This is a genomic window from Pseudomonas sp. LBUM1673 (assembly GCF_059695645.1).
Map to the genome: position 1 here is coordinate 1,863,642 of NZ_CP166780.1, position 22,072 is coordinate 1,885,713.

Genomic DNA, 22,072 nt, shown 5'->3' on the forward strand with positions numbered 1-22,072 from the left:
GGTCGTTCGCTGCTTTTTTATTGGGGTAGTTGTGCCGGTTTATTGCCCGGTGAAGGTCGGCGTGCGCTTTTCCTGAAAGGCCCGGATGCCTTCATCACGGTCGCGGGTGCCGGCCAGCACGGTGAAGGCATGGCGTTCGAGGCGCAGGCCGCTGGCCAGGTCGGTGTCCATCGCCTTGAGCAGCGCTTCCTTGGCCAGACGCACCGCCAGCGGTGCTTTGCCGGCAATGCTGCGGGCGATTTGCAGGGTGCGTTCGACGGTGAATTCCGGTTGGGTCACTTCACTGACCAGGCCGGCACGTTGGGCCTGGCGGGCGTCGATCGCCTCGCCGGTCAGGACCATCTGCATGGCCATGGATTTGCCGACGGCGCGCAGCAGGCGTTGGGTGCCACCGGCGCCGGGCATGATCCCGAGATTGATTTCCGGCTGACCGAAGCGCGCATCTTCACCGGCAATGATGATATCGGCGTGCATCGCCAGTTCGCAGCCACCGCCGAGGGCGAATCCGTTGACGGCGGCGATCAGCGGTTTGTTGAAACGGGTGATGGTCTGCCACGACGCCTGGCGTGGGTCGTCGAGGATGCCGACCAGATTGCGTTCGGCCATTTCCTTGATGTCGGCGCCGGCCGCGAAGGCTTTGCGGCTGCCGGTCAGGACTACGGCGCGGGTGCCGGGATCGGCTTGTGCAGCGTTGAGCTCGTCCGCCAGTTCACCGAGGAGTTCGGTGGTCAGGGCGTTCAGCGCTTGTGGGCGCTGCAGGGTAATCAGGCGGACGCCCGGCTCGATGAACTCGACAGCAAGGGTTAGAGGCATGGCGGATGCTCTCACGGTGCACGCTCGGCTGTAATGCCGGCTCATTATTGGATCGGCTCGGTGGGCCGGTTTTGCCTGAGTATACCTATAACGTGATACGTAAATACAATAGTAAAACTGATTTAATGTGTCTTATTGATGAGTGGTTGGCATTTTAATGGCGGTCTTATGAGAAGGGTAATGATCGGATAATCGCCAGTTTTATTGGTTTTAATGGCTGGGATAGACGCATCGCTGGGCCTTCTTCAAGCGCCGTGATTAAGTGATACGGTTTTTTGTCTTTGTGCTGGTAAAAGAGATGTGATACAAAATGGCTCCATATCGGCATCGCTTTGTAAATACACCCGGCATTGCGCTTAAAGGAACGTCCCATGACTTGCTACAGCCTCGATGGCTTGACCCCGGTGGTTGATCCCACTGCTTACGTTCATCCGTCGGCCGTGCTGATCGGTGACGTGATTGTCGGCCCCCGTTGCTACGTCGGGCCGCTGGCGAGTCTGCGCGGGGACTTTGGCCGGATCGTGCTGGAGGAGGGCGCCAATCTGCAGGACACCTGCGTGATGCACGGTTTTCCGGACAGCGACACGGTGGTAGAGCGCAACGGTCATATTGGTCACGGCGCTGTGTTGCATGGTTGCCGGATCGGCGCCGATGCGCTGGTGGGCATGAATGCGGTGGTGATGGACAACGCGCGCATTGGTCCTCGCTCATTCGTCTCGGCAGCGGCCTTCGTCAAGGCGGGATTCGAATGCCCGGAGCAGTCACTGGTGATGGGCGCACCGGCCAGCGTCAAGCGCAGCCTCAGCGATGAGGAAGTGTCGTGGAAGCAGGCGGGCACCCGCGAATATCAGCAACTGGCCAAGCGTTGCCTCGAGCAGATGCAAGTCTGCGAACCGCTGACCGAGCCGGAACCCGATCGCCCACGCATCAGCGACAGCGGTGTGCGGCCCAAGGGCAGCAGCCTGTGAACACAACCCTGTGAACACAACCCCCCTGTGGGACGCACATTCGGTATATTCCTTTTCTTTTTTTAGCTCGGTACGCCCATGTCGTCCCTGACACCGTTGAACCATCTGATTACCCGCTTTCAGGAGCAGACACCGATCCGTGCCAGCTCCCTGATCATCACGTTGTACGGCGATGCCATCGAGCCCCATGGCGGAACGGTCTGGCTGGGCAGCCTGATTCAATTGCTCGAGCCCATCGGCATCAACGAGCGTCTGATCCGCACCTCGATTTTTCGCCTGACCAAAGAAGGCTGGCTCACCGCCGAGAAAGTCGGGCGTCGCAGCTATTACAGCCTGACCGGTGCCGGTCGCCGCCGTTTCGATAAGGCCTTCAAGCGGGTCTATAGCTCTTCGGTGCCAGCGTGGGACGGTGCCTGGTGCTTGGTGATGCTCACTCAACTGACCCCGGATAAGCGCAAACAGGTGCGCGAAGAACTGGAGTGGCAGGGTTTTGGTGCGATCTCACCGGCGGTGCTGGCTTGTCCGCGCAGCGACCGTGCCGACGTCAACGCGACCTTGCTGGACCTTGGCGCGCAGGAAGAAACCATCGTTTTCGAAACCATAGCCCAAGATGTCTTGGCCTCCAAGTCCCTGCGCTTGCAGGTGCGCGAGAGCTGGAACATCGAGGAGCTGGCGACCCATTACAGCGAGTTCATCCAACTGTTCCGGCCGCTATGGCAAGCGCTTCGCGAGCAAGAACATCTGCAACCCTGCGACTGCTTTCTGGCGCGGATTCTGCTTATTCATGAGTACCGCAAACTGCTGCTGCGCGACCCGCAATTGCCGGACGAGTTATTGCCTGGCGACTGGGAAGGTCGTGCTGCTCGCCAGTTGTGCCGCAACATTTACCGGTTGATCTACGCCAAAGCCGAAGAGTGGTTGAACAACGCACTGGAAACCGCCGACGGTCCGTTACCGGATGTTGGCGAAAGCTTTTATCGACGTTTTGGCGGGCTTAAATAAACCTTCGTTGCTCCGGAGGGTGTTTGGATTGGCGTAGTTAATGCCAGAAATCCCTCGCCATATGGTCTCGCTCACACGGCGATTAGGCATGAGTGCGATCCCATCTGGCAGGGGAGCCGATTTCATCCGCCTGGGCGCAGCAGAAAACGGTTCGCTTCCTCCCACACTGGTCATGAGTGGTGCATCGATTGATCTTAAGATCTTGAAGGGCAAGTGACGATCAACCCTAACTCGTTGGGATCAGGACGACGTGTTGGCCGAACGCTTACGGTATCGATCTAGGCTGTGTGAATTGTTTAACCTTCGGGACTTCGAGAAAATTCGGTGCGTGTGGACGACGTCTTCGTCAACGAATTCGACATGGATACTTTCGGTTTTGAGGGTGTCAAGCAGCCACGACCGGTCGCCCGGCCTTTCATCCTGCGGGCTTGCTGAAGATCTATATCTACGCCTAGCCACATACCGGGCTTCAACTGTCTTGAGTACCTTGAGCGACGTGTTTTCCGGGATCGTGCTCAACACCACCAAGCCCTACCAAGTGGACGACTGGATCATGATAGACGGCGTCGAGGGCAAAGTTCTCGACATCGACTGGCGCGCGACCCACCTGCTAACCAGCGCCGGCAGCACCGCGGTGGTGCCAAACTCAGTGGCCGCTAAGGCGAAAATCGTCAACCTGAGCCGACCAAATAATGTGCATGGCGTGTCGATCAGCATACAAGTGCCCAATCATGTTCGCCCGCGTCGGGTGCTGGATGCCCTGGAGCGCACACTTCAAGGCAGCAGCCAGTTGCTGTTCAGCCCGGCGCCAAAAGCGGTGTTGAAAGAAGCAGGTGAAACCATGTCCGAGTACGTAGCCAGCGGCTTCATTGCCGAACTTGGCAAGAAAAGCCAAGTGCACAATCAACTATTCGACTTGGCCCACCGGCACCTCGAAGCCGCCGGTATTTCCCGCTAGCTTGAGGGTGTGATCGAACCCACAAGTCGAGCGCGGACGCTGCTCGATGAAGTGAAAGTGTTCCGCTCCCTGAGCGAATACGAGCGCGATAACATGGCGCAGTTGATGGTGGCGCAACAATATGCGGCGGGCCAAGTGGTGCTGGAAGTAGGGGAGGTGCCTGACAGTTTGATGGTGATCGCAACCGGCGTGGTTAGCGCAACGGTGCCAGATGGCGCAGGGTACACCGAGGTTGGGCGAATGGGTCCGAGCGAGTTGAGGGGTGAACAGAGCATCATCAGCGATATACCCTCCCAGGCCACGTTTACCACCTTGACCTCGTGCATCATCTACCGGATCGACAAATCCCTGACCCGCGAATACATGGAAAAGCGGGTAGATGCTGGTCGAGCGTTGAACAAGCTACAAGCGGTTCGCCAGCAGAACGGCCAATTGGTGCTGGCGAGACCCGTGCAAATTAAGAAAGGCGGATTTTTGAGCTGGCTGCAAAACCGTAATGCATAACCAGGGCTCCTATGGAGCCGAGTCTGCTCGCGAAAAAACCTACGCATAAACCGCGTACAGGCCGCCATTAAAGTCCAACGGGCTGGCGATCTTGCTGATCTACCAGCTCGAAGCAGTGCCATTTGCGCCCACAGTCCCCCTACGCTGACGCCACCTCGAACTATACGAGTTCTTCGCTAATGCCGTGACTTCCCCCCATTCGCTGCCCCGCTGTAAAGGTCGGCCATAGGTATTGAGCTGATCAGTGACGCACGATGTCGATTTTGCAGTTGGCGTGAGCAACTGCCGGGCGGACTTGAAACTTAGCGCAGTGTGCGTTTTACAGCGTGCGCCTGACTGGTGGGGTCATTTCAATCAGGATCAGCCGTTCAGGGGTAAATCCCGGCTGAAGCTCGGTTTGCCTCCGCGCATTCCGCCAGACACAACCGTTCGATTGATCTTCGAGTAAGCTGAACGGACACCCGAATAGAGTGGTGCTAAATTGTTACTCGGTGCCTTGTGATCGGGTCTCCAGTGGGTCAGTAGGAAAAAAGCGCAAGGACGATGATAACTAGGATGATGAACCATTTTATCTGCGCCAAAAACACCCCGGAGCACTTGGAGTGGCTTGTCCAAGGGCCGAAATGAGATCTCTGGCCGATTCGGGATATGCTTGAAAAAAAGAGATGGAGTCGTGCGAAATGGAACACGAACCGCCGAGCTAGCATTGCCCCCCCGATATCCACTGACTCCATGAACTGAGCATCTATCAGGAAGCGAGCGCTGCATCGATGCTTCACATTTATAGCGGGTATTTTATCTAAAGTTTACTGCGCATGCACCCGATCCATTATTACGAGGCTAGCTTGAGGTTGTAGGTAAAGCGATATTAGCAATTGAGGTGGTAGCCTGGGCGCATTCGGTAACGACCTGCGCATATTCGGTTGACAGCCAAATATGCGCTTCCGCTTTGTGGCCAAACTAGCTCAGCGTGATGCTCAGTCAGCTCATAGAAATTCATTCTTCGTATCTCAAACGACTGGCTGCGAGTAACTGGATGCGTGCCGTTTCAGCTCTCTGTCGTAGTCTTTGATAAAATCCTGCAGCGAAGCAACGTCGGTAGGGTTATCTCCCATTTTGTTAAAGGCCAGCCACCCTGCTGTAATTTGTTTAGGTATGGAAATTGTGTTTGAAGATATGGCAGGCGATGGAAGGTGCTTGCTCATAAATGTGGTTCTATCCGTCAGGCTGTAGCACTTCACAAGCGCCTTAAAATCTATTTCAGTAAAATCAGAGATATAAAGACGTATCGATTGAAATAAAACGTCGTTATCTTCTAGCTGGTGCCCCGGACGATTTGAGAGCGCGATGGATTGACCAAGCGCGCCCAAAATCCAGCCAATTCCTACGGCCGGTGTTAGACAACGCATCTGTTCATGTGAAGCGTTTTTCAGTACGCAAGATACAACCACAATATTGTCTTTCTTGTTTTTCTGTACGTGCAGCATCAGATCACCTATGTTTTTTTTGGGGGGGGGGAATTTCGCAGTTTTAGGTCTGTTATTACAGTAACAAAAAAGCTTCGCCAAAGTAAATATTGTATGGGTTATCGAGCAAATTTTTAGACATGATTTATGTTGTCCGACATTCGCCTGTATATTTAACGAAGTGTGCCTATGGTTTCAGGTTAGTAGGATTGTTTCGACGATCCTGGGTGTTGCTGAGTTTCAAGTGACTTTGGCCTCGCAGTGGCTGGACGGCTGGGATCAGCTTATTTAAAATGATGATCTGCATTTCTCTAGCTTCTGCGAGGCTGGGAATAGCCACAGGCGAACGCCAAGGCTAAATGGTCGAGCACGGTTTAACGTATCCACTCTAGGCGCAGGCACGCCCAACATGCTCTGGCAATCACTCCAGAGAGGGCATTCGAACTCAGCGCGATTGGAAAGGCGATCCAATTTTTAGGCATGCGGGAAGACTTGAGGAATCGGCTGCTGCGCTTCCTTCCGGCTGTGCGTGAATATTATGCCAACGAGGCACGCGGGGGGATTATTTAGAATGGGAACTTGGCCTATGAACATAGCGCCATGCCCTCTCACCGATTGCATCTAAGATCTCCAGATTTCGGCGACTCCCTTGTTTTTGTGTTTAATTAGCGCGCAGTACCATGCTAGGTACTCAAGAAACGTGGCGAGGATGGTTCACTGAATATCACCACGTTCATTATTTTACGTAAAGATAAACACGCTCGAGCCTTCGCCTGAAGGACTGGCCATGCCTGAGATGGCAACCAGTTGACCCCATTGGAAGTAATGTTTGCACAGTGGTTTACAGCTAGTCAGCACGCTTATTGGGGTGTCGATAGGTATATACCCCATGAGAAAGTATTGTTTTTTATCGGTATCAAATCGATAAACACGAAACTCAGCATCTTCGCCACATTCATGAACGCACAATTCCACCTTCCAGTCGCCGTGTTTACTCAGCTGTTGATTGTACCGCTTGATGTATTCGGATGATCTGTAATTCACGGTCTTCTCCTTTTTTTGTTGTAGTTAATTGTAAAAATGGATCGAAGGTGGGCGCAATGGTTGTTTTCAGTTTTTAACAAAATTCAGAGTTTTGGAAGGGGCGGCGGTTTTTTTGCCTAATACGAGTAGGCGCCCTGGGCAGATGTTGTCTTTCGATGAGTAACGTGGCCTGGCGGGCTGCTGCGTCCTCCGCTATGGGGAGAGGGGAGATGCGCTGCGAAGTCAGCCATTAATACTTCATCTTTTGTTACTCACCTCAATGGCCACTAGGGGGCGGGCCATCCCTCGATAATGTTCTGACATTTATGAAGCTGCAAGCTAACAGACTCGTAGACACGTTACGGACGAAACTCTATCTATTAAGTCCTGAAGGGCGAGCCTCCCTTTGTTTTCTTTGCCGGGAAAGCTGCATAAATGTGATGGCGCAGATGTAAGCGCTGTGTTTATACTACTCTCATATTTACTGAAGCACATGAGGTTTCATATGTCCAAACTCGCGGAATTTCGCCAGCTAGAAAAACACCTTGCTGAACAGCTTCAAGCATTGGAAGTACTGAAGGGCGATGCCGGCCTCAAGCAGGAAATTGAATTTGAAACCAAATTGCGCGCCTTGCTAGCTAAGTACGGCTACAGCTTGAAAGACGTTATTAACCTGCTTGACCCGCAAGCAGGTCGTCGCGCACCAGCCACTGAAGCGAAGGTCGGTAGCCGCAAGCCGCGCCAGGTCAAGGTCTACAGAAATCCAGAATCAGGGGAAGTGGTCGAAACTAAGGGCGGAAACCACAAAACGCTCAAAGAATGGAAAACAAAATATGGCTCGGAAAAAGTCGAGTCTTGGCTGGCCAAGTGATCTTGGTTTGAATACAAAAGGCCCTTCGAGGGCCTTTTTTCATAGAGTTATCGGACGCGAGCTTTCTCAATGTGCAAGTCATGTGCAGATAGGGGGCAGCTATCAGATTTAGTTCGGTAATTGAATTCAACATTTTTCACCTGATAAACCCAGTACTCTAGAACATTGAGTCGACGGTAAACCATCCTGTCAGGTGGATGCACTCATGAGGACAGGTCATGAATTTTGAGAAGTCTCGCATGTACTACTCAGTAGACGGCGTTGATGGCGAGCAACTCATCCCATGCCAAGTTGTGCTGCGCGATGATTCCCTAATCATCGAGCATGTTGATGAAGGTGGTAGCCGCGTTACGTATCAAGCCAAAAAGAACGATGACGGAGCATTTGAAGTACGCCAGGAGTTGGCTGCAGATGACTATTTGTATACCGCTCTGCTGTATCTGGAAGAAACGGACTTTTATGGTGGCACGTGGTATCAGCGTTACGGCAACCAGCATAAGCGGGGTTCTTGGTCTATTGAACTGGCTTAGTTCGCGACTCCGAGATCGAACAACGGGACATCGCCGGCCTGGTTGAGCGAATTCTCACGTCCCGCAAGGTCGAAAAAATCATCAAGGAAAGTAAAAAGTACGCCGGCATTCTGGGCTCTCAAGGAGCTCGGCATCATTGAGCCGTTGGCCGTTCACCCCAAACCAGCGGTGACGGGGGGAATGTACATACTGCTGGACGGGCACCTCCGTCTGGAAGCGTTGAAAGCGCTAGGAGGGACTGAAGCGCTGTACCTGATATCAACTGATGACGAAGGGTTCACCTATAACCGGGAGATCAACTGTCTGATACCGATCCGAGAACATAAGATGATTAGTGCGGCCCTGGAGAAAGGGATGGAGGCCACTCGCATTGCCCAGGTGCTTGGAGTCAATCTGGATCGAATTCATGAGCGAGCGAACTTGTAAAACGGCATAGCGGCAGAAGTGGTGAAGATGCTCAACGTTCGTATGGTAACGCAGGATGTGTTTCGCGCACTCCGGCAGATAAAGCCAATTCGACAAAATTGAGACCGTGGAAATAATGATCTCGGCAAACTGTTTTACGCAAAGCTTGCCCGGATGGTGGTGGCTGCGACCCGCCCAGAGATGCTGATCGAGTCCGTGTTCACTTGGCCTAACTGTATGGAGCTTTCGTTTTTGGATGATATTGAGTCAGCCGTGTGGTCGATTGCTCAGACACATTATGGGCCTGACACGTTTCGCATTTTAATGAGTGATGCACTGGACAACTTCAGACGAACGCCAGGACTGGATGCGCCGGTGCGACTGCATGCATCGAGCGTAGGAGCTAATGCGACGCTGATGCTATGGACGTTACTCCACAGCAGGGGATGGGTGCTCAGCTCGTTTGATGACGCGTCGCGATTTGTGAGTTTGCGCCAGGGGTTGAAAGCCCATCTGCTTCGCTCGATCCAAGCTCGGTTGCTGCAGGACGGCTACGCGGATGATGCGATCAAAGAGGATTTTCTGGGCTGGGAGATTGGCCTGTAACCCCGTGGTGAGTGACCTTAAACTTGAGTTACGCGTAAACGGTATCGACCGCACTCCCTTCAAGATCGTCCCCTCGTAGACCTCATCTCGTTGCAGGAGCAGGGTTTGTTTAACCTGTTGACGAGGCCGCCATTTGGCCTAACTGACATGCCCCTGGTCAATTTTTTCCAGCGTCTCCTTTACCGAGATATACCTCGTTTCCGAGCAAGCAAACTCGATTGGTGAACGGCCATTGAACGCCGTCTTGGGTTGAGTCAGCCAAGCCTCAGCCTTGGCTTTGTTGCCAAATACCGCCTCGGCTTGGTGCTGAATCAACTCGACGTAATTCATTTTCTGGTTCTCGGGAAAATCGCGGTGTCTGCTTAGTTTTAGCTCGCGGTCGAGGTCGAAGCTTGTGCCTTGGCGCAATATTCGCGAAACGCGACGATGCCGCGCGTGATGTTTCGCACAGGCTTAATCATGAACCTGTACGCGACGAATAGATTCAGCGCGATCCAGCCCATTTGATAACTCGTCCCATGGAAACCTCCATGGTGCTCGCTGGCCTGCCAAAAACCGTAGGCTACGAAGATTGTGAAAATTGAGACCATCAACGGAAAGATGCTTAGCCGGCCCAGCGACACCGCAATGAAGGGAATGTTAACGACCGAACGAACCGGCTCTCCCTCAACCTGGATGGCCCAGATTCTGGCGACCTTGTCTTTGCCCAGCTGGGATGTCACTCGCACCCGATCCCCTGCCTTAACGTGAGCATCTAGCACATCTGGGATTTCGAGGGTTTCGAGCTTCTTGCCGTCAATTTTCCAATAGTGGTAGCTGACCATGTCGCCGCCGAAGCCGCGCGATTTTTCGTCGAGCCGCCCGTCTACGATCTGCATTTCCTTCATGTTGATCCCTGTCCTGCGTTGCGGAGTGATGGCAAAAGGATATTTCTGCAGAATACTAAGGAATACTTAGTATATCGTCAAAGCGAATCTAAGAATCTCTTAGCCTTTCGGCGATGAGAAAATGAGCACGTTTAGCAAACGCTTGAAGGAGGCGCGCAAGGCACGAGGGTTCTCTCAAGAGCGACTGGGGATCGAAGCGAATCTTGACCCAGCGTCCGCATCGGCACGCATGAGTCAATATGAGAAAGGTGTGCATCAGCCGGGAGAGAGCACGGTGCAGCAGATCGCGGCAGTGCTAAACCTACCGCTAGCCTACTTTTATTGTGAGGACGACGAGACGGCTCATCTGCTTCAGTGTTTTTACTGCCTGAAAAAAGATGATCGAAAACAGGTGGTCGATTTGGCTGAGAGTCTTGCTTTCAACCACTGAGGTTGGGATTGGATACAAGTCTGAATTGGCGTTACCTCCAGACGTGAGGCAAGCAAATTGCCTTACTTTCGGTCTGACATTCCCCGCTAGAGAAGACCTATTTGAGGTCGTGGTGCTCTCAATCGAGGCAGCGTTTCCTTCGAAGCGTAAGAAGAACAAGCCGGCGCAGCAGAATTGGTTGAAGGCAAGGTTTCTAAATCATAACGACACCCAAAACTGCATTCATCTAGGCATCACCGAGATACCGATGGACTTGGGGAGTCGTGTGCTCCTGCCCGCTACATCCCGCTCCAGCAACACCATGGCGATTCTGAAGTTGAGTTGATGCAGGATACGATCGCTGAGACTTGAACTCATTGTTAACGATGAAAGCGCCGGGGCAGGTGTGATAAAGAATCGTTTTCCAGATGTGTGAATTCTCCGCATGGACTACTGCCTGCTCTGTGGGAAAAAAAACATATCAACGTAGCCGGGCCAGCTACGCTTTAGCGTGAAATTGAATTCGCAAGACAGGGATTGTCATCACGTGAAGCGACTACTTCTTTTGAGCGGCCCGATGGCCAGTGGCAAGACGTCAGTTTCTGCTTCGCTACAACAACGCCATGGGTTTGTTCCGATTAACAGTGGCTCTTTTCTGCGGGCTCAGCTAGCTGCCCAGAATGAGCCACTTGATCGTCGTAACCTCCAAGAACTCGGTGACTCCCTTGACAGGGCAACTGACTTTTCCTGGCTCATAGAGTCTGTCGCAATTCCGGCCATCGAAGCGCTACCAGATGTTGATAACTGGCTCTTGGATGCAGTCCGCAAACCCCAGCAGGTGGAGTTGTTCAGGCTCCGTTTCGGGGATGTGGTGAGGCACGTGCACATCGTCGCGCCAGAGTCTGTTCTGGAGCAGAGATACGCTGCACGTGGCGCAAGTCGTCTCGATGAGTATCAAGTGAGCGTACAGCACCCTAACGAGCAGAGTGCTCGTTCGCTTGCAGGTTTTGCGGACAAAGTTCTAGACACTCAACAGCACACCTCATGGGAAATTGCGGATCAGATAATGGGCATCTGGGAGAAGTAGCGCATGGAAACTCGGCAGATTGTAGTGATCAGTGGCAAGACCTGTAGCGGCAAGAGTGGATTAGCCAGTTTGTTGGAAAAGCAGTTTGGCTTCGCCGTGGTTTGTGATCGTCGAGCCATTGAAGATGCCGAGTGGCGCCTTCGAATGGATCAGCCGGACATTCTTGATCGGCGACGTGATTTGGATACGGCAGCGCATGAGCAGTGGATGCTTCTGGAAACCCAGGCGATGTGCGCGAGTGAGAACGATGACCGATCATTAGTCGTCGATCACCTGGATACGCTGGCCGAGGTGCTGCAGTTTCGACAGGCTTTCGGTGCCAACCTGGTACATGTGCACCTCTACGCTAGCGATCCCACGCTTCAGGGGCGTTACGCGAAGCGTGTTGAAGGGCAAACCAGCCCTCCAGCCTATGAGGACGTGAATCAGCTCAAGGATCCGGATGAGATCGAAGCGCTCAAGCAGGATGCAGACGTTCGCATCTACACCGAACGCTCAGATTCCGAGGACACATTGGTGCGGGTCGCCGCTCGCTTGCACCTCTTCACACCGCCTGAAATCCGATGTGTAGATGTTCTCATCGGCGGGCAGTACGGAAGCGAGGGCAAAGGCAATATCGTCGCTTACCTGGCCCGCGAGTACGATGTCATGGTTCGCGTCGGTGGCCCCAACGCTGGACACACCGTGGCGAGTGCCGTCGGTACGTTCACCTATCATCATCTTCCCTCAGGGTCGCGTGAAGTGACTGCACGGCTACTCCTTGGCCCTGGCATGACTATCAGGTTACCGGGGCTTTTGAAGGAAATTGAAGCTTGCGGTATCGGCGTAGACCGGTTGTTCATCGACCCTCAAGCAACCATTATTGAAGATGAAGACATCGAGACGGAGAAGGAGGGGCATCTGGTGTCAACCATCGCCTCTACTGGAAGCGGAAGTGGGGCAGCGGCTGCGCGGCGTATTATGAGTAGAGGTAAAGCGATAAGGCTCGCGCGGGATGTTGATGAGCTTCGCCCTTACGTGGGGATTCCAGGAAAATATCACGGATGCACATCAGACAGACTGGAGGAGGCCTACCGCAACGGTAACTCCATTCTGCTGGAAGGAACCCAGGGGAGCGGGCTGAGTATTTTCCACGGTGACTATCCCCATGTGACGTCCAGGGACACGAATGTTGCAGGATGCCTCGCTGAAGCGGGGATATCACCCAGCAGGATCCGCAAGATCCTTATGGTGATTCGACCTATGCCTATCCGTGTTAGCGATCCGGATGGGGATCAGGGACACACTTCCGGGACGCTTAAGCATCCGACGACGTTCGACGACATTGCAAAGTTTGCGGGTCTCGAAGCGGACGCTTTGAACGCTGCCGAGAAAACCTCCACCACTCACCGTAACCGTAAAGTTGGCTGGTTTGAATGGGATCAGTTTCGCAGAGCATGCGCGCTGAATGCCCCGACCGACATCGTTCTGACTTTTGCAGATTACCTCAAGTCGACGAATCGTAATGCTCGTCGGTTCGAGCAGCTTGATTCTGACACGATCAAGTTCGTGGAGGAGCTTGAGCGAGTGTCTCAAGCGCCTGTCTCGCTGATTAACACTCGCTTTACCAGAGACCCGGATCCCAGCGATTTACGTTCGCTGATTGATCGGCGCAACTGGACGGCGCGCTCTGGCAGGAGATAACAGATGGATCTGTACAAGCTGATCGAGCTTTACCCTCGGGTTTACCATATGGCTGAGCGCGGAGCTTGGGACAGTATTCGTACCCATGGGCTGATGAGCGCAACGGCAGTCCTTGATCATCTCGCCATCGAAGGGGGCGACCGCGCCCCGTTCGAGAGCGAGCACCGCAATCAGAAAATGGATGTGAGGGCAGGGCACCCTTCCAACATTGTGCTTCGTGACCAGAAGCCCATGCCTGAGGGCAGATTGATACAGGCCCTCACGGATGGCACAACACCACGACAGTGGTATGAGTTGATCAACCACAAGGTCTTCTTTTGGGCCGAGGAACAAAGGCTGCATCGTCTGCTCGGCGCTCGCGATTACCGCAGGCTCGAACACGATGTTCTGACGCTGGATTCGGCGACTTTCATTCCGGCGTATGCCGAAGCCATTTGGTTGTGCCATATGAACTCGGGCAATACCTGGCCAATGCCGCATCGTCGCGATACAGAGATCTTCCGTAGAATTCCAGATTATCCTGTGAGGCGTTCAGGCAAACCGATCAAGACGGTGGTCGAGTTGGTTGTTGATTACTCCGTCCCCAACATTGCTGAGTATGTGGTGGAAGTTCGGCGAATGCGGGGTAGTGAGGTATTAGAGGTCATTGGTTAGCGCTGATACAACGGGGGGACTCATGCCGCGACGCCGTTTAGCCTCTCGCATATTGTTGATCAGCCCTGCTCATCGACTGCTGCTTTTCAAGATAGATTACAAGACCGGCGCTTTGGCAGGGATGAGCTACTGGGCGACACCTGGCGGACAACTCAGACGCGATGAGTCTTTTGAGGAGGCGGCAGTGCGCGAGCTCCAGGAAGAGACCGGCGTTGATGTTCAATCCGTTGGCCTATGCATCGCACGCAGAGAGTTCCTATGGCAAATGCCCAATGGGGAGCCTGTGCTCGCGGTCGAGAACTACTACGTGGTGCGTGCTGGCACCGAGAAGTGCTCCTCTGCCGCATGGAGTGATCAGGAGCGGAGCGTAGTGTGTGAAGTGAGGTGGTGGTCGGAAGCCGAACTGGCGAGGTGTGACGAGGATATTTACCCGCCGGATCTGACGAGTCTGTTCGCCGAGGCATTGCTCATCGGCGGCGGGTGAACCCAGCGAATCACCTCGATCAGTCGATTTGCCTCAGGTTACCGGCCGGCGCTCGTAAGGCGTTGCAGCAGATCGCGGCAGTGCTCAACCTACCGCTAGCCTACTTTTATTGTGAGGATGACGAGACGGCTCATCTGCTCCAGTGTTTTCACTGCCTGAAAAAAGATGATCGAAAACAGGTGGTCGATTTGGCTGAGAGTCTTGCTTTCAATCACTGATGTCTGGATCGGATAGAAGTTTTGAAGTCACTTTACCCCCACGCTGGTGGGGCAAGCAGATCGCCCTGCTTTCGGTCTGCCATTGTAGGCAATTACGCTGCCGCCGGCCTGGTCTATGATCTGCACCTAACCGCTGACTGGAGTAACCCTGTTGAATCGAAAAAAGGCGGTGTCACTGGCGGAGCGTGAGGGGCTTCAATCGGTGATTGATAACGCAAGAAAGCATGCCGAAGCAGGTTATCCAGACTTTACGGAGAGTGATCCTGCTACCTTCGACGCGGACTTTGTTATCAATAAAGAGCGAGAGGGAATGAGTGTCGCGCAGGCGCTTGAGGCATTGGTCGCATTCAAAAGCAGCCGCAGGTCATGAGCTTTACAGCTTCACCAGTCGCCTACTGTTAGAACGACTCCGGCCCCAGTCCCAGTAGTCCCAGTCTGGAGGAATCCCTCGCATCAGAGCAGGCAAAAATCGGCTTAAGCGGGATACACCTCGACGCTAATATTCAAACCGCTGACATGAAGCATATACCGTCCGCCTTCTTGGACGACCTTGGCCTGAGGCATGTACGCGTAGTGGTAGTAATACTTGTACGTCGCGGAGCTCTGATCGATTCTGACGGCAAAAATATTCAGACAGGATTGGCCTCAATTGCCGACTGAAAACCATCCCATGAATAGGCCAATGACGTTCCTCAAATACTAGGCGAGCGTGTAGAGCCACATCTCCGAGGTCTAGGAAACTAGTAGTCACGCACCTAGGCACTGGGTCTGTCTGACGAGTTGCTCGAATGGAGAAAAAAATGATTGTAAGCAAAGGACAACTGAGCGGTGAGTTTCAAGGCTTCAATGACCAAGACACCATTTTTGAATTTTATGGCGGCCGGAAATGGCGCCGTGCTTTTGATGTTGATCTGGAATTGATCGATTGTTCCGATAACCCTCTCGTCACGGCGCGTGATCTCTTGCCATGTCCCGAGCTCAAACCTCGCAGCACGGTGAAACTGTTGGCGAGTTTTCGTCTGTCGAGCCCGCTTCGTTACCAGGTCAAGTTGAGATGGACGACAGAGGGTGGAGGAGGGGAATCCGAGGTTTTTTGGGTATCTCAGGGGTGACGCCGACAATGGTGAGTTGAGACCAGCACAATCGATGTGGTTAAGCGAGCTTCACTCCTGAGAACGTCGTTTGTCGCGGCGGCCGCAACTTTGCCTGCCGCCTCTGGAAACCGCTTTGTGGAAGGATGGGGCTGTGCCATCATTTTAGCCTCGCTGCACCGAAGATCCCCCAAATGGGGATTGTCCTCGACACAGAAAATTTGTCGCCATCTTAAAGTTGCCGCAAAAACGAAAGGCTGCCGCCAGACAGTGCCTTAATGTCAATTCTTCGTTTGAGCTTAGTACTGGGCTGGCTACGAATACCTGTACGTTGAGTTTCGCCAGCTACAAATCCCAACGTTTTAGGAAGGGCATGAACATTACCGCAGCGATGGAGACGCGACTCTGGCGGCAAGCATTTCAGCATCTAGGTAGCCAAGGGCTGAGCGCGTTTGTGAATCAGTGCATGCGTGAGTATGTGAATACCAGCAGCACTAACGTGGTTGGCCTGCTGCGTTCGGAATGGGTCGGGGTTGATGTATTAAACGCGTTGAGTGAGGGGCTCAGGCTAGCTGGTATTGAGTCCCCGGTCGCAAAAAAGGCAACGTCGCTATCGATGTTGAATCGTCACAGACGCCATTTGAATTTGAGCCTGATTCAGGCCCTCCCGCCTCAAGTGATTCCAGAAGAGTTGATAGAATTTCGGCTTCATCTGGATATTGGAGTGTGATTCGGGCTGGGCTGTGGTGATGAAAATATCGATTATTCGATTAATTGCCAAGCCCGCTCAAAAGGGCCATCTCGGTTGTTCCAAGGGAGGTTTGAATGCTGGTGCAAGAAGCAGTGAGTTTGACCAAAGAGGATCAACGCATTCTGGATTCTCTGATGCCTGGCGGGGAAGGATGGCACACGCAGAGCGATCTGGAGTGCTTGCCTACCTGCCCATATTCAAGCCGATGCGTCGACCATGGGCCGGCAGAGAAGGTCTGCTCAGTTGATTGGAGACGAGCCCCATTGGATGAAGATTCTTCCAAGGTCTTCATTCACGTCGTGGAGAACTTTGATTTTTACAACCAGGGCGATTTACTGCATTTAACCGTCCAATCAAATCAAGTGGCGGCGCTTCATTCCAAATTCGTGAAAGCAAGGGAAAGCTTGGTTGCCCCGGAGTATGTCGAAGGGTCTCTGCAAATGAAGCAGCATCGTCGGCGTGAGCGAGCCAAGGGTGTTTCTCAGTGGATGAAGAGCGAGCGTTTTTTTCAAACGGAAAAGCTTGAGTGTGAGGCGTGTGGCGTTGATTTTTACGCGCTTTACGGAATGGAGGGCTTTCGAGTGATCGAGTGCCATCACCAGATTCCGCTGGCGCATGCAGACCATAAGGGGAAAACCAACGTGCAGGATTTAGCGCTGCTGTGCGCGAATTGCCACAGGCTCGCTCACACATCGGAGTCACTGCATCGAACGGATGCTTTGCGCCGATACGTTAAAGGGAAGGCAGGTAAATAATGGGTGCCACAGCTTAGGTTTTGAGCTGCGCGCAGTTTCTTCCCATCATGTTGTCATTCATATCCCTGGATGACAGCGGGCATCAGATATTCAGATGTCTACCCATTCCCATGAGGTGAGCTCTGACCTGTAAATGCTTCCTCATGCACGACTGTACGACGGCGATATGTGGTTCATCAGCTCTTTAAATTCTCCCTCCGAAGCTGAATACAGTGGCTCGAATCGACCCTCATCTCCTGCAAAGACATATTGGGAACAGCGACACGCGTCGGCATCCTCTTCACAGTTCTTGCAAGGGGATGAGCAGATTTCAATCATCCGATCAATTGCCGTGGAAGGGTCTAAAGGATCATAGGTGTCGGAGTAACTCCAGTGCCCAATGATCACCTCACCTTTGGCAAATTCCAGCACGCTTTCTGCGCTGTCAAATTCCCAATTAGCCAACGCCCTTAACGCAGGCAGAAGCACTACCCGGCAATAGTCAAATCGGTAGTTTTCCAGATGGCACAGCACGCGCCCCTCGTCCGCTACTAAGCTCTGAAATGAAATCTGTCCATAGCGCTCGCCTAGGCTTTTGTATCGCAGTGGATCAATCCGAACATGCTTGAGCGCGTTGTTGATCGCATCGATCAACTCCATTTTTCGGTTGCTTAAATACGCACCCGATACCGCGAATTTTTCGTCAAAGGACTTCACGAGGTCTTTGCGATTTTCTTTTACCCCAGCGGCTGATCGGATGGCCTGCAGGTAGTCAACACTGTGAGCCACAATCAAATTCACACCAAAGGCCTGATGGAGCAAAACCTCATTGTTGCTTACTTTCGCCTCCAGCTCTTCCTTCGCAGGCTCAAGGATGAATTCAATGTAGTGCTTGTAATCGTCGCATGCGTCTAGGATAGAGGCGGTCATTTCGATCACTGGCCGTGACTGCAAGTTATTGATGATTGCCATTGAGTTTCCTTTTTCGGCGAGATCAGGCGGCATCAGCGGACGCCATTCACCTTACCCAGCTACCTCGGTCAGATTTCGTCGACTGCCCACTGAACGATGTTTTTTTCGAAAGGAGTCAGAGGTGCTGACTCTATCCTCAACGCCCATGCACGCAGCTTGTCTAGCAACTGAGTTAGATTTGCTGACGGCAGAATAGCTCCTTTGAACTTGGTCGAAATTTGAGTGGGTACCCCATACTCATCCAACGCGGTAAGCAATGGATCATGGAATAGATTCTCCAGTTGCTCGGCGAAGAACCCGAAATTTCCAGGTTCAATACCTCTTTTGGTGAAGACGTCCGCTTGGATCTTGCTCAGCGCCATGATGTCTCGGGGAAGGCGGTAGGAGATGACATTGCGGATGAGCTTGAGCCTCTGCCCGATAGACTCGCTCGGTGTTCGGTCGGAGTTATCCTCGTCAATAGCTTGCTGAAGATAGGCCTGAAAGTTCTTCTGGGCCCTGAGCGCATTGATATGCCATGCGAGTTGCAGGCCTGAATGTATTCCGTACTCAGGGAGCTTGTGGGGCAGGTGTTCATAAATCAGCGTGCAGAGGTATTCGAGCTGCTTTTGTTCGGGATTACCTTTCCACGTGAGCCATATACGACTCAAGGACAGTTCCCGCAGGATCCTATCAGCGATCTCCACCTGTCGATCTACAGGTAAGTGCCTGTTTTCGATCAGAGTCGATACGGACAGTTGAGGGGTAGCGTACGCAGCGTCCAATCGTTGCCGCGACTGGTCTGTGAGGTATTCAGGTTCCAGCTTCATCAGCAGTCCCATCGGGGAGACTTCGTTCTGCAGGCCAATGGGATAATCGACCGTCAGGCTTTTCTCCTCTGGCGGCTCCTCCAGCATGAACACCTTGCCGATGAAATACTGATTCATGCGCCCGGCGCGGCCGGAAATGTTTTTGAAGGTGAAGAAATCAAAGGTGTTTTTGTTGATTCGGCGGTCATAGATGATGACATTTTCCGCCGAGGTGTTGACTCCCTCGATCATTGTGGACGTACAGATGATGTAGCGGATGGTTCGCTCGTTGAACAGCTTTACGAAGTATTGCTGGATTGCTCTGGGGACACCGCCGTGGTGGATGCCTATACCTAAAGAAATCGCCTTGGCCACGTTCCAGTCCGGGTGATAGTTTTCCGCGATCCACTCCGAGATTTCTCGGGTGTCTTCGAGCGGAGGAAACTCCCCCTGATCAATGAGGAATTGTGCGACTCGATTGGCGCTTGCTGGCGACTGGCAGTAGATCAAAGTAGGGGAGGAGATCTGCGCGCAAAGCTCCAAGAGTTTCTCTTTGCGTTCGTCGCCCCGTGTGCGCAGGTTGTAGTGGGTTACATCAACGGCCACTGTCGAGAAATTGGAGGGGATAAAATTGTACTCATACCCATCAAGGCCCTGGATGTTTTGGATGTTGGGGCCAAGCAAATAGAACTGGGCACCCTGCTTCGCGAGCTTATGGAAGGCAAGGCTTAGGTCGACAGATCTGTTTTTCTCGTCAGAATCGCTGGCTAGGTCGAGCTTGTAGAATTCATCGATAACAACGAAGTCCACGTCTGCCAAGTCGTTACGCTGCAGCACCCGTTCCTGGGTTAGCAAGTACACATTTATGAGTGAATCGTTTGCCTCTTGGCTAGGGTGCGTGATGACATTGCATGACTGCCTGAAGCGCCTGACCAGCCGGCGGCGTGTCTCGTCGATGAGTGCGATCGTCGGCACAATCACCACGACTTTTCGAAATTTTCCCTGAGCCAGTACCGCATCGATTACCAAACTTTTGCCAACACTGGTCGAGGCGCTAAGTACGACGTTTCTACCCTGCATCAATAAATGGAAAACGTGTGCTTGCAGACGGTGAAAAACCATGCCCTTTTCCACGCCTTCCACCCGATGAACCTCATAGGCTAGGCGATCGGAAAATGAAACGTTCTCCAAGTGTGGGGTGATATAGGGGAAGAGGCCAACAGTACGAACCAGGCTGAGCAAAAGCGACTGTTCCACCTCGTCGAACAGGTCGAATTTATCGAGAGACCGGATGACAAGGTCTCGGCCTTCCCATTCGGGATGGCCCCTGTTCACAATGTGACTTAGCTCCATGAGTAAACCAGTTCTGTCGCTGGTTTGGTCGCAAAGCATTTCCAGCTGTTGTTTGATGAGCTCGTATTTCATATCAGCTGGCTGCCTTGCAGAGCGTGTTGAATTTCTGAACGAGCAGATGAATGCTCTCGATCGGCACCAGGAAGACGACGACCCTGACCTGTTCGATCTTTGGCGGTAACGTGCTGGCCAGCGCGTTGTAATGCAGGGTGACCTCTGTTTTTAGGTTGGCCAGGTAATCCGATAAGTAACCTCCAGACAGCGCGTCGCTGTCGTAGGCCAACAAGATCGGAAAGCACAATACATTGAGCATATCCTGTGCGGGAGCGTTGCGGTGCAGGGCCTTGTTGAAGGCCTCGGCAGTGGGGAGGTGGTGATGAGGCTCACGCAGTGCAATGATAATCTCACGCTCCTCCGTTAGCGCCGCCCTGGAGATTGTGGCATCCAGCACATCGCAAATTTCTTTAAGCGTCTGATCCATCGTTCCAGTGGAAATCATCCGCGACAAGCCAAGCCACAACTGATCCGCCTGTCCTGTCTGTTGGACAATGTGGGCATTGCCGAACTCGGAAAGCTTGCCATTGACGGCATAAAAAACTTTGCATGCGATCGGCTCGCTGTTTTCCCGACTTCTCAGAATGGTGTGCAGGATAAGTTCTGCAATCAGGCGATCACGGGGAACGGTGGCGTTGTTCAACGCGTTGATGGATTTCGCCAATACCATGGGTGTGTGATGTACTTGAAAGTTGGCGATTTCACTCGCCCGCAGACAGAACTCAGGTAACCATTGCATCAGATGTTCGGCCAGTTGATGGCCTCGCCATTCTTCAAAATCGTACTCGACGTCAAAGCCTGAAAGTGACCGCAGTAGGCCGTCTTCCGTAGTCGTGTGAAACTCCACGAGGAAAGGGTCGGGTTTGGACTTGTAGGGTTTAGCGAAAGCGGCGGAGTGCTTTGCTGCTACATCGAGCAGCGCTTTTAGTCTTGCCAAGGCCGCAATTCGGGTGATGATTTTTTGCGCGGGCGCAGTTTTAACATCGGCAGTCGCTGCGTCATCTGCCCAGCTCAAGAATGCCTCGTAAATGTCCTTCTGCTGGCGGTGCGAAGGGCTCTCACCGTACAGATCAATAACTTCCGCGAGCATGCGTAGATTTGTTGCTTCCAACGACGCCACATCACCGCAGACCTGCCAAACGAAGTGGTCTGCCCAATAGGTGAAATCCCGACCTTCGGCGGATACAGACTTGGGGAATTTTTTGGCCAGTTTCTGGCCCCGATCAGTGGCAGCGTCAGGTTTGACCCGTTTGTCCAATGCCTTGGTGAAGTACTCCAGTGCTTTAGCGATGTCTCGCTTCGATACAATCCTGAAGCAGGCCAAACCAGGTCGGACGTCGCATTTCAATGATTTCTGGAAAAGTGAGGAGTCAGCCTTTTGCTTTTCCAAGGCAATGCTTTCCGTCAGGTTCCACTTTTTGTCATTTTCCGTGGTCTTGACCTGGATGTACTCGTTGACGGTCTCTCCCGCCTGTTGCGAGATCGCGACGATGTCATCGGCAGTCTCACACTCCACCTGCAGGTAGGTGCTGTCGCGAAGCATCTTCAATATAAAGGTTACGGCAACGTGATCCTGGTATTTGAAACCCTGCCGAGCCGCAGGCCCACCTTTGTTTGACGGGCTGGGAATACTCACCATGACATCCTTGTATCGACGGAGGAAGGTTGACGGCCTGGCTTTGCCGAGACGGCGCAGAAGCTTGCTGGCACATCGGCTGATGGCGCCAAGCTACCATTATTGGCAATTGTCCGACTATCCCC

Annotated in this window: 22 protein-coding genes and 3 pseudogenes; 17 read left to right on the plus strand and 8 right to left on the minus strand. The window is 53.0% G+C overall.

Features of this window, described 5'->3' with window-relative positions; genetic code table 11:
- Positions 1-39: 39 nt before the first annotated feature.
- Positions 40-813, minus strand: a complete 774-nt coding sequence (paaF, locus tag ACA044_RS08470) for a 2,3-dehydroadipyl-CoA hydratase PaaF (protein WP_497445955.1) — start codon at positions 811-813, stop codon at positions 40-42.
- A 371-nt stretch (positions 814-1,184) separates the two neighbouring features.
- Between paaF and paaY the strand changes: the two genes are divergently transcribed.
- From paaY to ACA044_RS08490, 4 genes and pseudogenes are all read left to right on the plus strand, one after another.
- Positions 1,185-1,781, plus strand: a complete 597-nt coding sequence (gene paaY, locus ACA044_RS08475) for a phenylacetic acid degradation protein PaaY (RefSeq protein WP_497445956.1) — start codon at positions 1,185-1,187, stop codon at positions 1,779-1,781.
- Between the two features lie 78 nt (positions 1,782-1,859).
- The gene (paaX, locus tag ACA044_RS08480; RefSeq protein WP_497445957.1) at positions 1,860-2,783 is read left to right on the plus strand and encodes a phenylacetic acid degradation operon negative regulatory protein PaaX; all 924 of its coding nucleotides are present in this window, start codon (positions 1,860-1,862) and stop codon (positions 2,781-2,783) included.
- Between the two features lie 318 nt (positions 2,784-3,101).
- Positions 3,102-3,232 (plus strand): annotated as a pseudogene (locus tag ACA044_RS08485) (hypothetical protein); the annotation flags it as partial.
- Between the two features lie 32 nt (positions 3,233-3,264).
- A pseudogene (locus ACA044_RS08490) lies at positions 3,265-4,245 on the plus strand (mechanosensitive ion channel domain-containing protein); the annotation flags it as partial.
- Positions 4,246-5,255: 1,010 nt separating this feature from the next.
- On the opposite strand, the gene ACA044_RS08495 reads toward ACA044_RS08490, so the two are convergent.
- Complete coding sequence (locus ACA044_RS08495) at positions 5,256-5,732, minus strand: hypothetical protein (RefSeq protein WP_497445958.1); 477 nt, start codon at positions 5,730-5,732, stop codon at positions 5,256-5,258.
- Positions 5,733-6,452: 720 nt separating this feature from the next.
- Positions 6,453-6,755, minus strand: coding sequence for a hypothetical protein (locus tag ACA044_RS08500; protein WP_497445959.1), 303 nt, complete (start codon positions 6,753-6,755; stop codon positions 6,453-6,455).
- A 484-nt stretch (positions 6,756-7,239) separates the two neighbouring features.
- On the opposite strand from ACA044_RS08500, the gene ACA044_RS08505 reads away from it, so the two are divergent.
- From ACA044_RS08505 to ACA044_RS08520, 4 genes and pseudogenes are all read left to right on the plus strand, one after another.
- Positions 7,240-7,605 (plus strand): histone-like nucleoid-structuring protein, MvaT/MvaU family, encoded by a 366-nt coding sequence (locus ACA044_RS08505; protein WP_497445960.1) that lies wholly within the window; start codon positions 7,240-7,242, stop codon positions 7,603-7,605.
- 218 nt (positions 7,606-7,823) lie between these two features.
- Positions 7,824-8,135, plus strand: coding sequence for a hypothetical protein (locus tag ACA044_RS08510; protein WP_497445961.1), 312 nt, complete (start codon positions 7,824-7,826; stop codon positions 8,133-8,135).
- Between the two features lie 14 nt (positions 8,136-8,149).
- A pseudogene (locus ACA044_RS08515) lies at positions 8,150-8,747 on the plus strand (plasmid partitioning protein RepB C-terminal domain-containing protein); the annotation flags it as partial.
- Positions 8,721-9,146, plus strand: a complete 426-nt coding sequence (locus ACA044_RS08520) for a hypothetical protein (protein WP_497447343.1) — start codon at positions 8,721-8,723, stop codon at positions 9,144-9,146. The pseudogene ACA044_RS08515 and the gene ACA044_RS08520, both read left to right, overlap by 27 nt.
- A 138-nt stretch (positions 9,147-9,284) precedes the next feature.
- Here the strand turns inward: ACA044_RS08520 and ACA044_RS08525 are convergent, their stop codons facing one another.
- The gene (locus tag ACA044_RS08525; RefSeq protein ID WP_497445962.1) at positions 9,285-9,476 is read right to left on the minus strand and encodes an MbcA/ParS/Xre antitoxin family protein; all 192 of its coding nucleotides are present in this window, start codon (positions 9,474-9,476) and stop codon (positions 9,285-9,287) included.
- A gap of 38 nt (positions 9,477-9,514) precedes the next feature.
- A complete protein-coding gene (locus ACA044_RS08530) occupies positions 9,515-10,033 on the minus strand; it encodes a hypothetical protein (RefSeq protein ID WP_497445963.1) in 519 nt (172 codons plus the stop codon).
- 121 nt (positions 10,034-10,154) lie between these two features.
- Here ACA044_RS08530 and ACA044_RS08535 point away from each other — a divergent pair, with 121 nt between their 5' ends.
- The 9 genes from ACA044_RS08535 to ACA044_RS08575 all read left to right on the plus strand — a co-directional run bounded on the left by ACA044_RS08535 (position 10,155) and on the right by ACA044_RS08575 (position 17,165).
- Positions 10,155-10,463, plus strand: a complete 309-nt coding sequence (locus ACA044_RS08535) for a helix-turn-helix domain-containing protein (protein ID WP_497445964.1) — start codon at positions 10,155-10,157, stop codon at positions 10,461-10,463.
- Positions 10,464-10,989: 526 nt separating this feature from the next.
- On the plus strand, positions 10,990-11,529 hold the full coding sequence (locus ACA044_RS08540; protein ID WP_497445965.1) for an AAA family ATPase: 540 nt from the start codon (positions 10,990-10,992) through the stop codon (positions 11,527-11,529).
- 3 nt (positions 11,530-11,532) lie between these two features.
- Positions 11,533-13,212: an adenylosuccinate synthetase gene (locus tag ACA044_RS08545; RefSeq protein WP_497445966.1), complete on the plus strand. Its 1,680-nt coding sequence runs from the start codon at positions 11,533-11,535 to the stop codon at positions 13,210-13,212.
- A 3-nt stretch (positions 13,213-13,215) separates the two neighbouring features.
- Positions 13,216-13,866, plus strand: a complete 651-nt coding sequence (locus ACA044_RS08550; protein WP_497445967.1) for a DUF7002 family protein — start codon at positions 13,216-13,218, stop codon at positions 13,864-13,866.
- 22 nt (positions 13,867-13,888) lie between these two features.
- Positions 13,889-14,350 carry an NUDIX hydrolase gene (locus ACA044_RS08555; RefSeq protein WP_497445968.1) on the plus strand — a complete coding sequence of 154 codons (462 nt, stop codon included), beginning with the start codon at positions 13,889-13,891 and terminating at the stop codon, positions 14,348-14,350.
- A 369-nt stretch (positions 14,351-14,719) separates the two neighbouring features.
- On the plus strand, positions 14,720-14,938 hold the full coding sequence (locus ACA044_RS08560; protein ID WP_497445969.1) for a hypothetical protein: 219 nt from the start codon (positions 14,720-14,722) through the stop codon (positions 14,936-14,938).
- A 430-nt stretch (positions 14,939-15,368) separates the two neighbouring features.
- Positions 15,369-15,680: a hypothetical protein gene (locus ACA044_RS08565; RefSeq protein WP_497445970.1), complete on the plus strand. Its 312-nt coding sequence runs from the start codon at positions 15,369-15,371 to the stop codon at positions 15,678-15,680.
- A gap of 352 nt (positions 15,681-16,032) precedes the next feature.
- Positions 16,033-16,389, plus strand: coding sequence for a hypothetical protein (locus tag ACA044_RS08570; protein ID WP_497445971.1), 357 nt, complete (start codon positions 16,033-16,035; stop codon positions 16,387-16,389).
- A 95-nt stretch (positions 16,390-16,484) separates the two neighbouring features.
- Positions 16,485-17,165, plus strand: a complete 681-nt coding sequence (locus tag ACA044_RS08575) for an HNH endonuclease (protein ID WP_497445972.1) — start codon at positions 16,485-16,487, stop codon at positions 17,163-17,165.
- A gap of 141 nt (positions 17,166-17,306) precedes the next feature.
- On the opposite strand, the gene ACA044_RS08580 is transcribed toward ACA044_RS08575, so the two are convergent.
- The 3 genes from ACA044_RS08580 to ACA044_RS08590 all read right to left on the minus strand — a co-directional run bounded on the left by ACA044_RS08580 (position 17,307) and on the right by ACA044_RS08590 (position 21,950).
- Positions 17,307-18,116 carry a hypothetical protein gene (locus ACA044_RS08580; RefSeq protein WP_497445973.1) on the minus strand — a complete coding sequence of 270 codons (810 nt, stop codon included), beginning with the start codon at positions 18,114-18,116 and terminating at the stop codon, positions 17,307-17,309.
- A gap of 68 nt (positions 18,117-18,184) precedes the next feature.
- The gene (locus ACA044_RS08585; protein ID WP_497445974.1) at positions 18,185-20,329 is read right to left on the minus strand and encodes a DEAD/DEAH box helicase; all 2,145 of its coding nucleotides are present in this window, start codon (positions 20,327-20,329) and stop codon (positions 18,185-18,187) included.
- A 1-nt stretch (position 20,330) separates the two neighbouring features.
- Positions 20,331-21,950 carry a HamA C-terminal domain-containing protein gene (locus ACA044_RS08590; protein WP_497445975.1) on the minus strand — a complete coding sequence of 540 codons (1,620 nt, stop codon included), beginning with the start codon at positions 21,948-21,950 and terminating at the stop codon, positions 20,331-20,333.
- Positions 21,951-22,072 lie beyond the last annotated feature (122 nt).

What these genes read in the sequence shown, in the direction of transcription:
- paaF (WP_497445955.1), bottom strand. Translation starts at nt 813, where the DNA reads ATGCCTCTAACCCTTGCTGTCGAGTTCATCGAGCCGGGCGTCCGCCTG.
- paaY (WP_497445956.1), top strand. Translation starts at nt 1,185, where the DNA reads ATGACTTGCTACAGCCTCGATGGCTTGACCCCGGTGGTTGATCCCACT.
- paaX (WP_497445957.1), top strand. Translation starts at nt 1,860, where the DNA reads ATGTCGTCCCTGACACCGTTGAACCATCTGATTACCCGCTTTCAGGAG.
- ACA044_RS08495 (WP_497445958.1), bottom strand. Translation starts at nt 5,732, where the DNA reads ATGCTGCACGTACAGAAAAACAAGAAAGACAATATTGTGGTTGTATCT.
- ACA044_RS08505 (WP_497445960.1), top strand. Translation starts at nt 7,240, where the DNA reads ATGTCCAAACTCGCGGAATTTCGCCAGCTAGAAAAACACCTTGCTGAA.
- ACA044_RS08510 (WP_497445961.1), top strand. Translation starts at nt 7,824, where the DNA reads ATGAATTTTGAGAAGTCTCGCATGTACTACTCAGTAGACGGCGTTGAT.
- ACA044_RS08525 (WP_497445962.1), bottom strand. Translation starts at nt 9,476, where the DNA reads ATGAATTACGTCGAGTTGATTCAGCACCAAGCCGAGGCGGTATTTGGC.
- ACA044_RS08530 (WP_497445963.1), bottom strand. Translation starts at nt 10,033, where the DNA reads ATGAAGGAAATGCAGATCGTAGACGGGCGGCTCGACGAAAAATCGCGC.
- ACA044_RS08535 (WP_497445964.1), top strand. Translation starts at nt 10,155, where the DNA reads ATGAGCACGTTTAGCAAACGCTTGAAGGAGGCGCGCAAGGCACGAGGG.
- ACA044_RS08545 (WP_497445966.1), top strand. Translation starts at nt 11,533, where the DNA reads ATGGAAACTCGGCAGATTGTAGTGATCAGTGGCAAGACCTGTAGCGGC.
- ACA044_RS08550 (WP_497445967.1), top strand. Translation starts at nt 13,216, where the DNA reads ATGGATCTGTACAAGCTGATCGAGCTTTACCCTCGGGTTTACCATATG.
- ACA044_RS08555 (WP_497445968.1), top strand. Translation starts at nt 13,889, where the DNA reads ATGCCGCGACGCCGTTTAGCCTCTCGCATATTGTTGATCAGCCCTGCT.
- ACA044_RS08565 (WP_497445970.1), top strand. Translation starts at nt 15,369, where the DNA reads ATGATTGTAAGCAAAGGACAACTGAGCGGTGAGTTTCAAGGCTTCAAT.
- ACA044_RS08570 (WP_497445971.1), top strand. Translation starts at nt 16,033, where the DNA reads ATGAACATTACCGCAGCGATGGAGACGCGACTCTGGCGGCAAGCATTT.
- ACA044_RS08575 (WP_497445972.1), top strand. Translation starts at nt 16,485, where the DNA reads ATGCTGGTGCAAGAAGCAGTGAGTTTGACCAAAGAGGATCAACGCATT.
- ACA044_RS08580 (WP_497445973.1), bottom strand. Translation starts at nt 18,116, where the DNA reads ATGGCAATCATCAATAACTTGCAGTCACGGCCAGTGATCGAAATGACC.
- ACA044_RS08585 (WP_497445974.1), bottom strand. Translation starts at nt 20,329, where the DNA reads ATGAAATACGAGCTCATCAAACAACAGCTGGAAATGCTTTGCGACCAA.
- ACA044_RS08590 (WP_497445975.1), bottom strand. Translation starts at nt 21,950, where the DNA reads ATGGTGAGTATTCCCAGCCCGTCAAACAAAGGTGGGCCTGCGGCTCGG.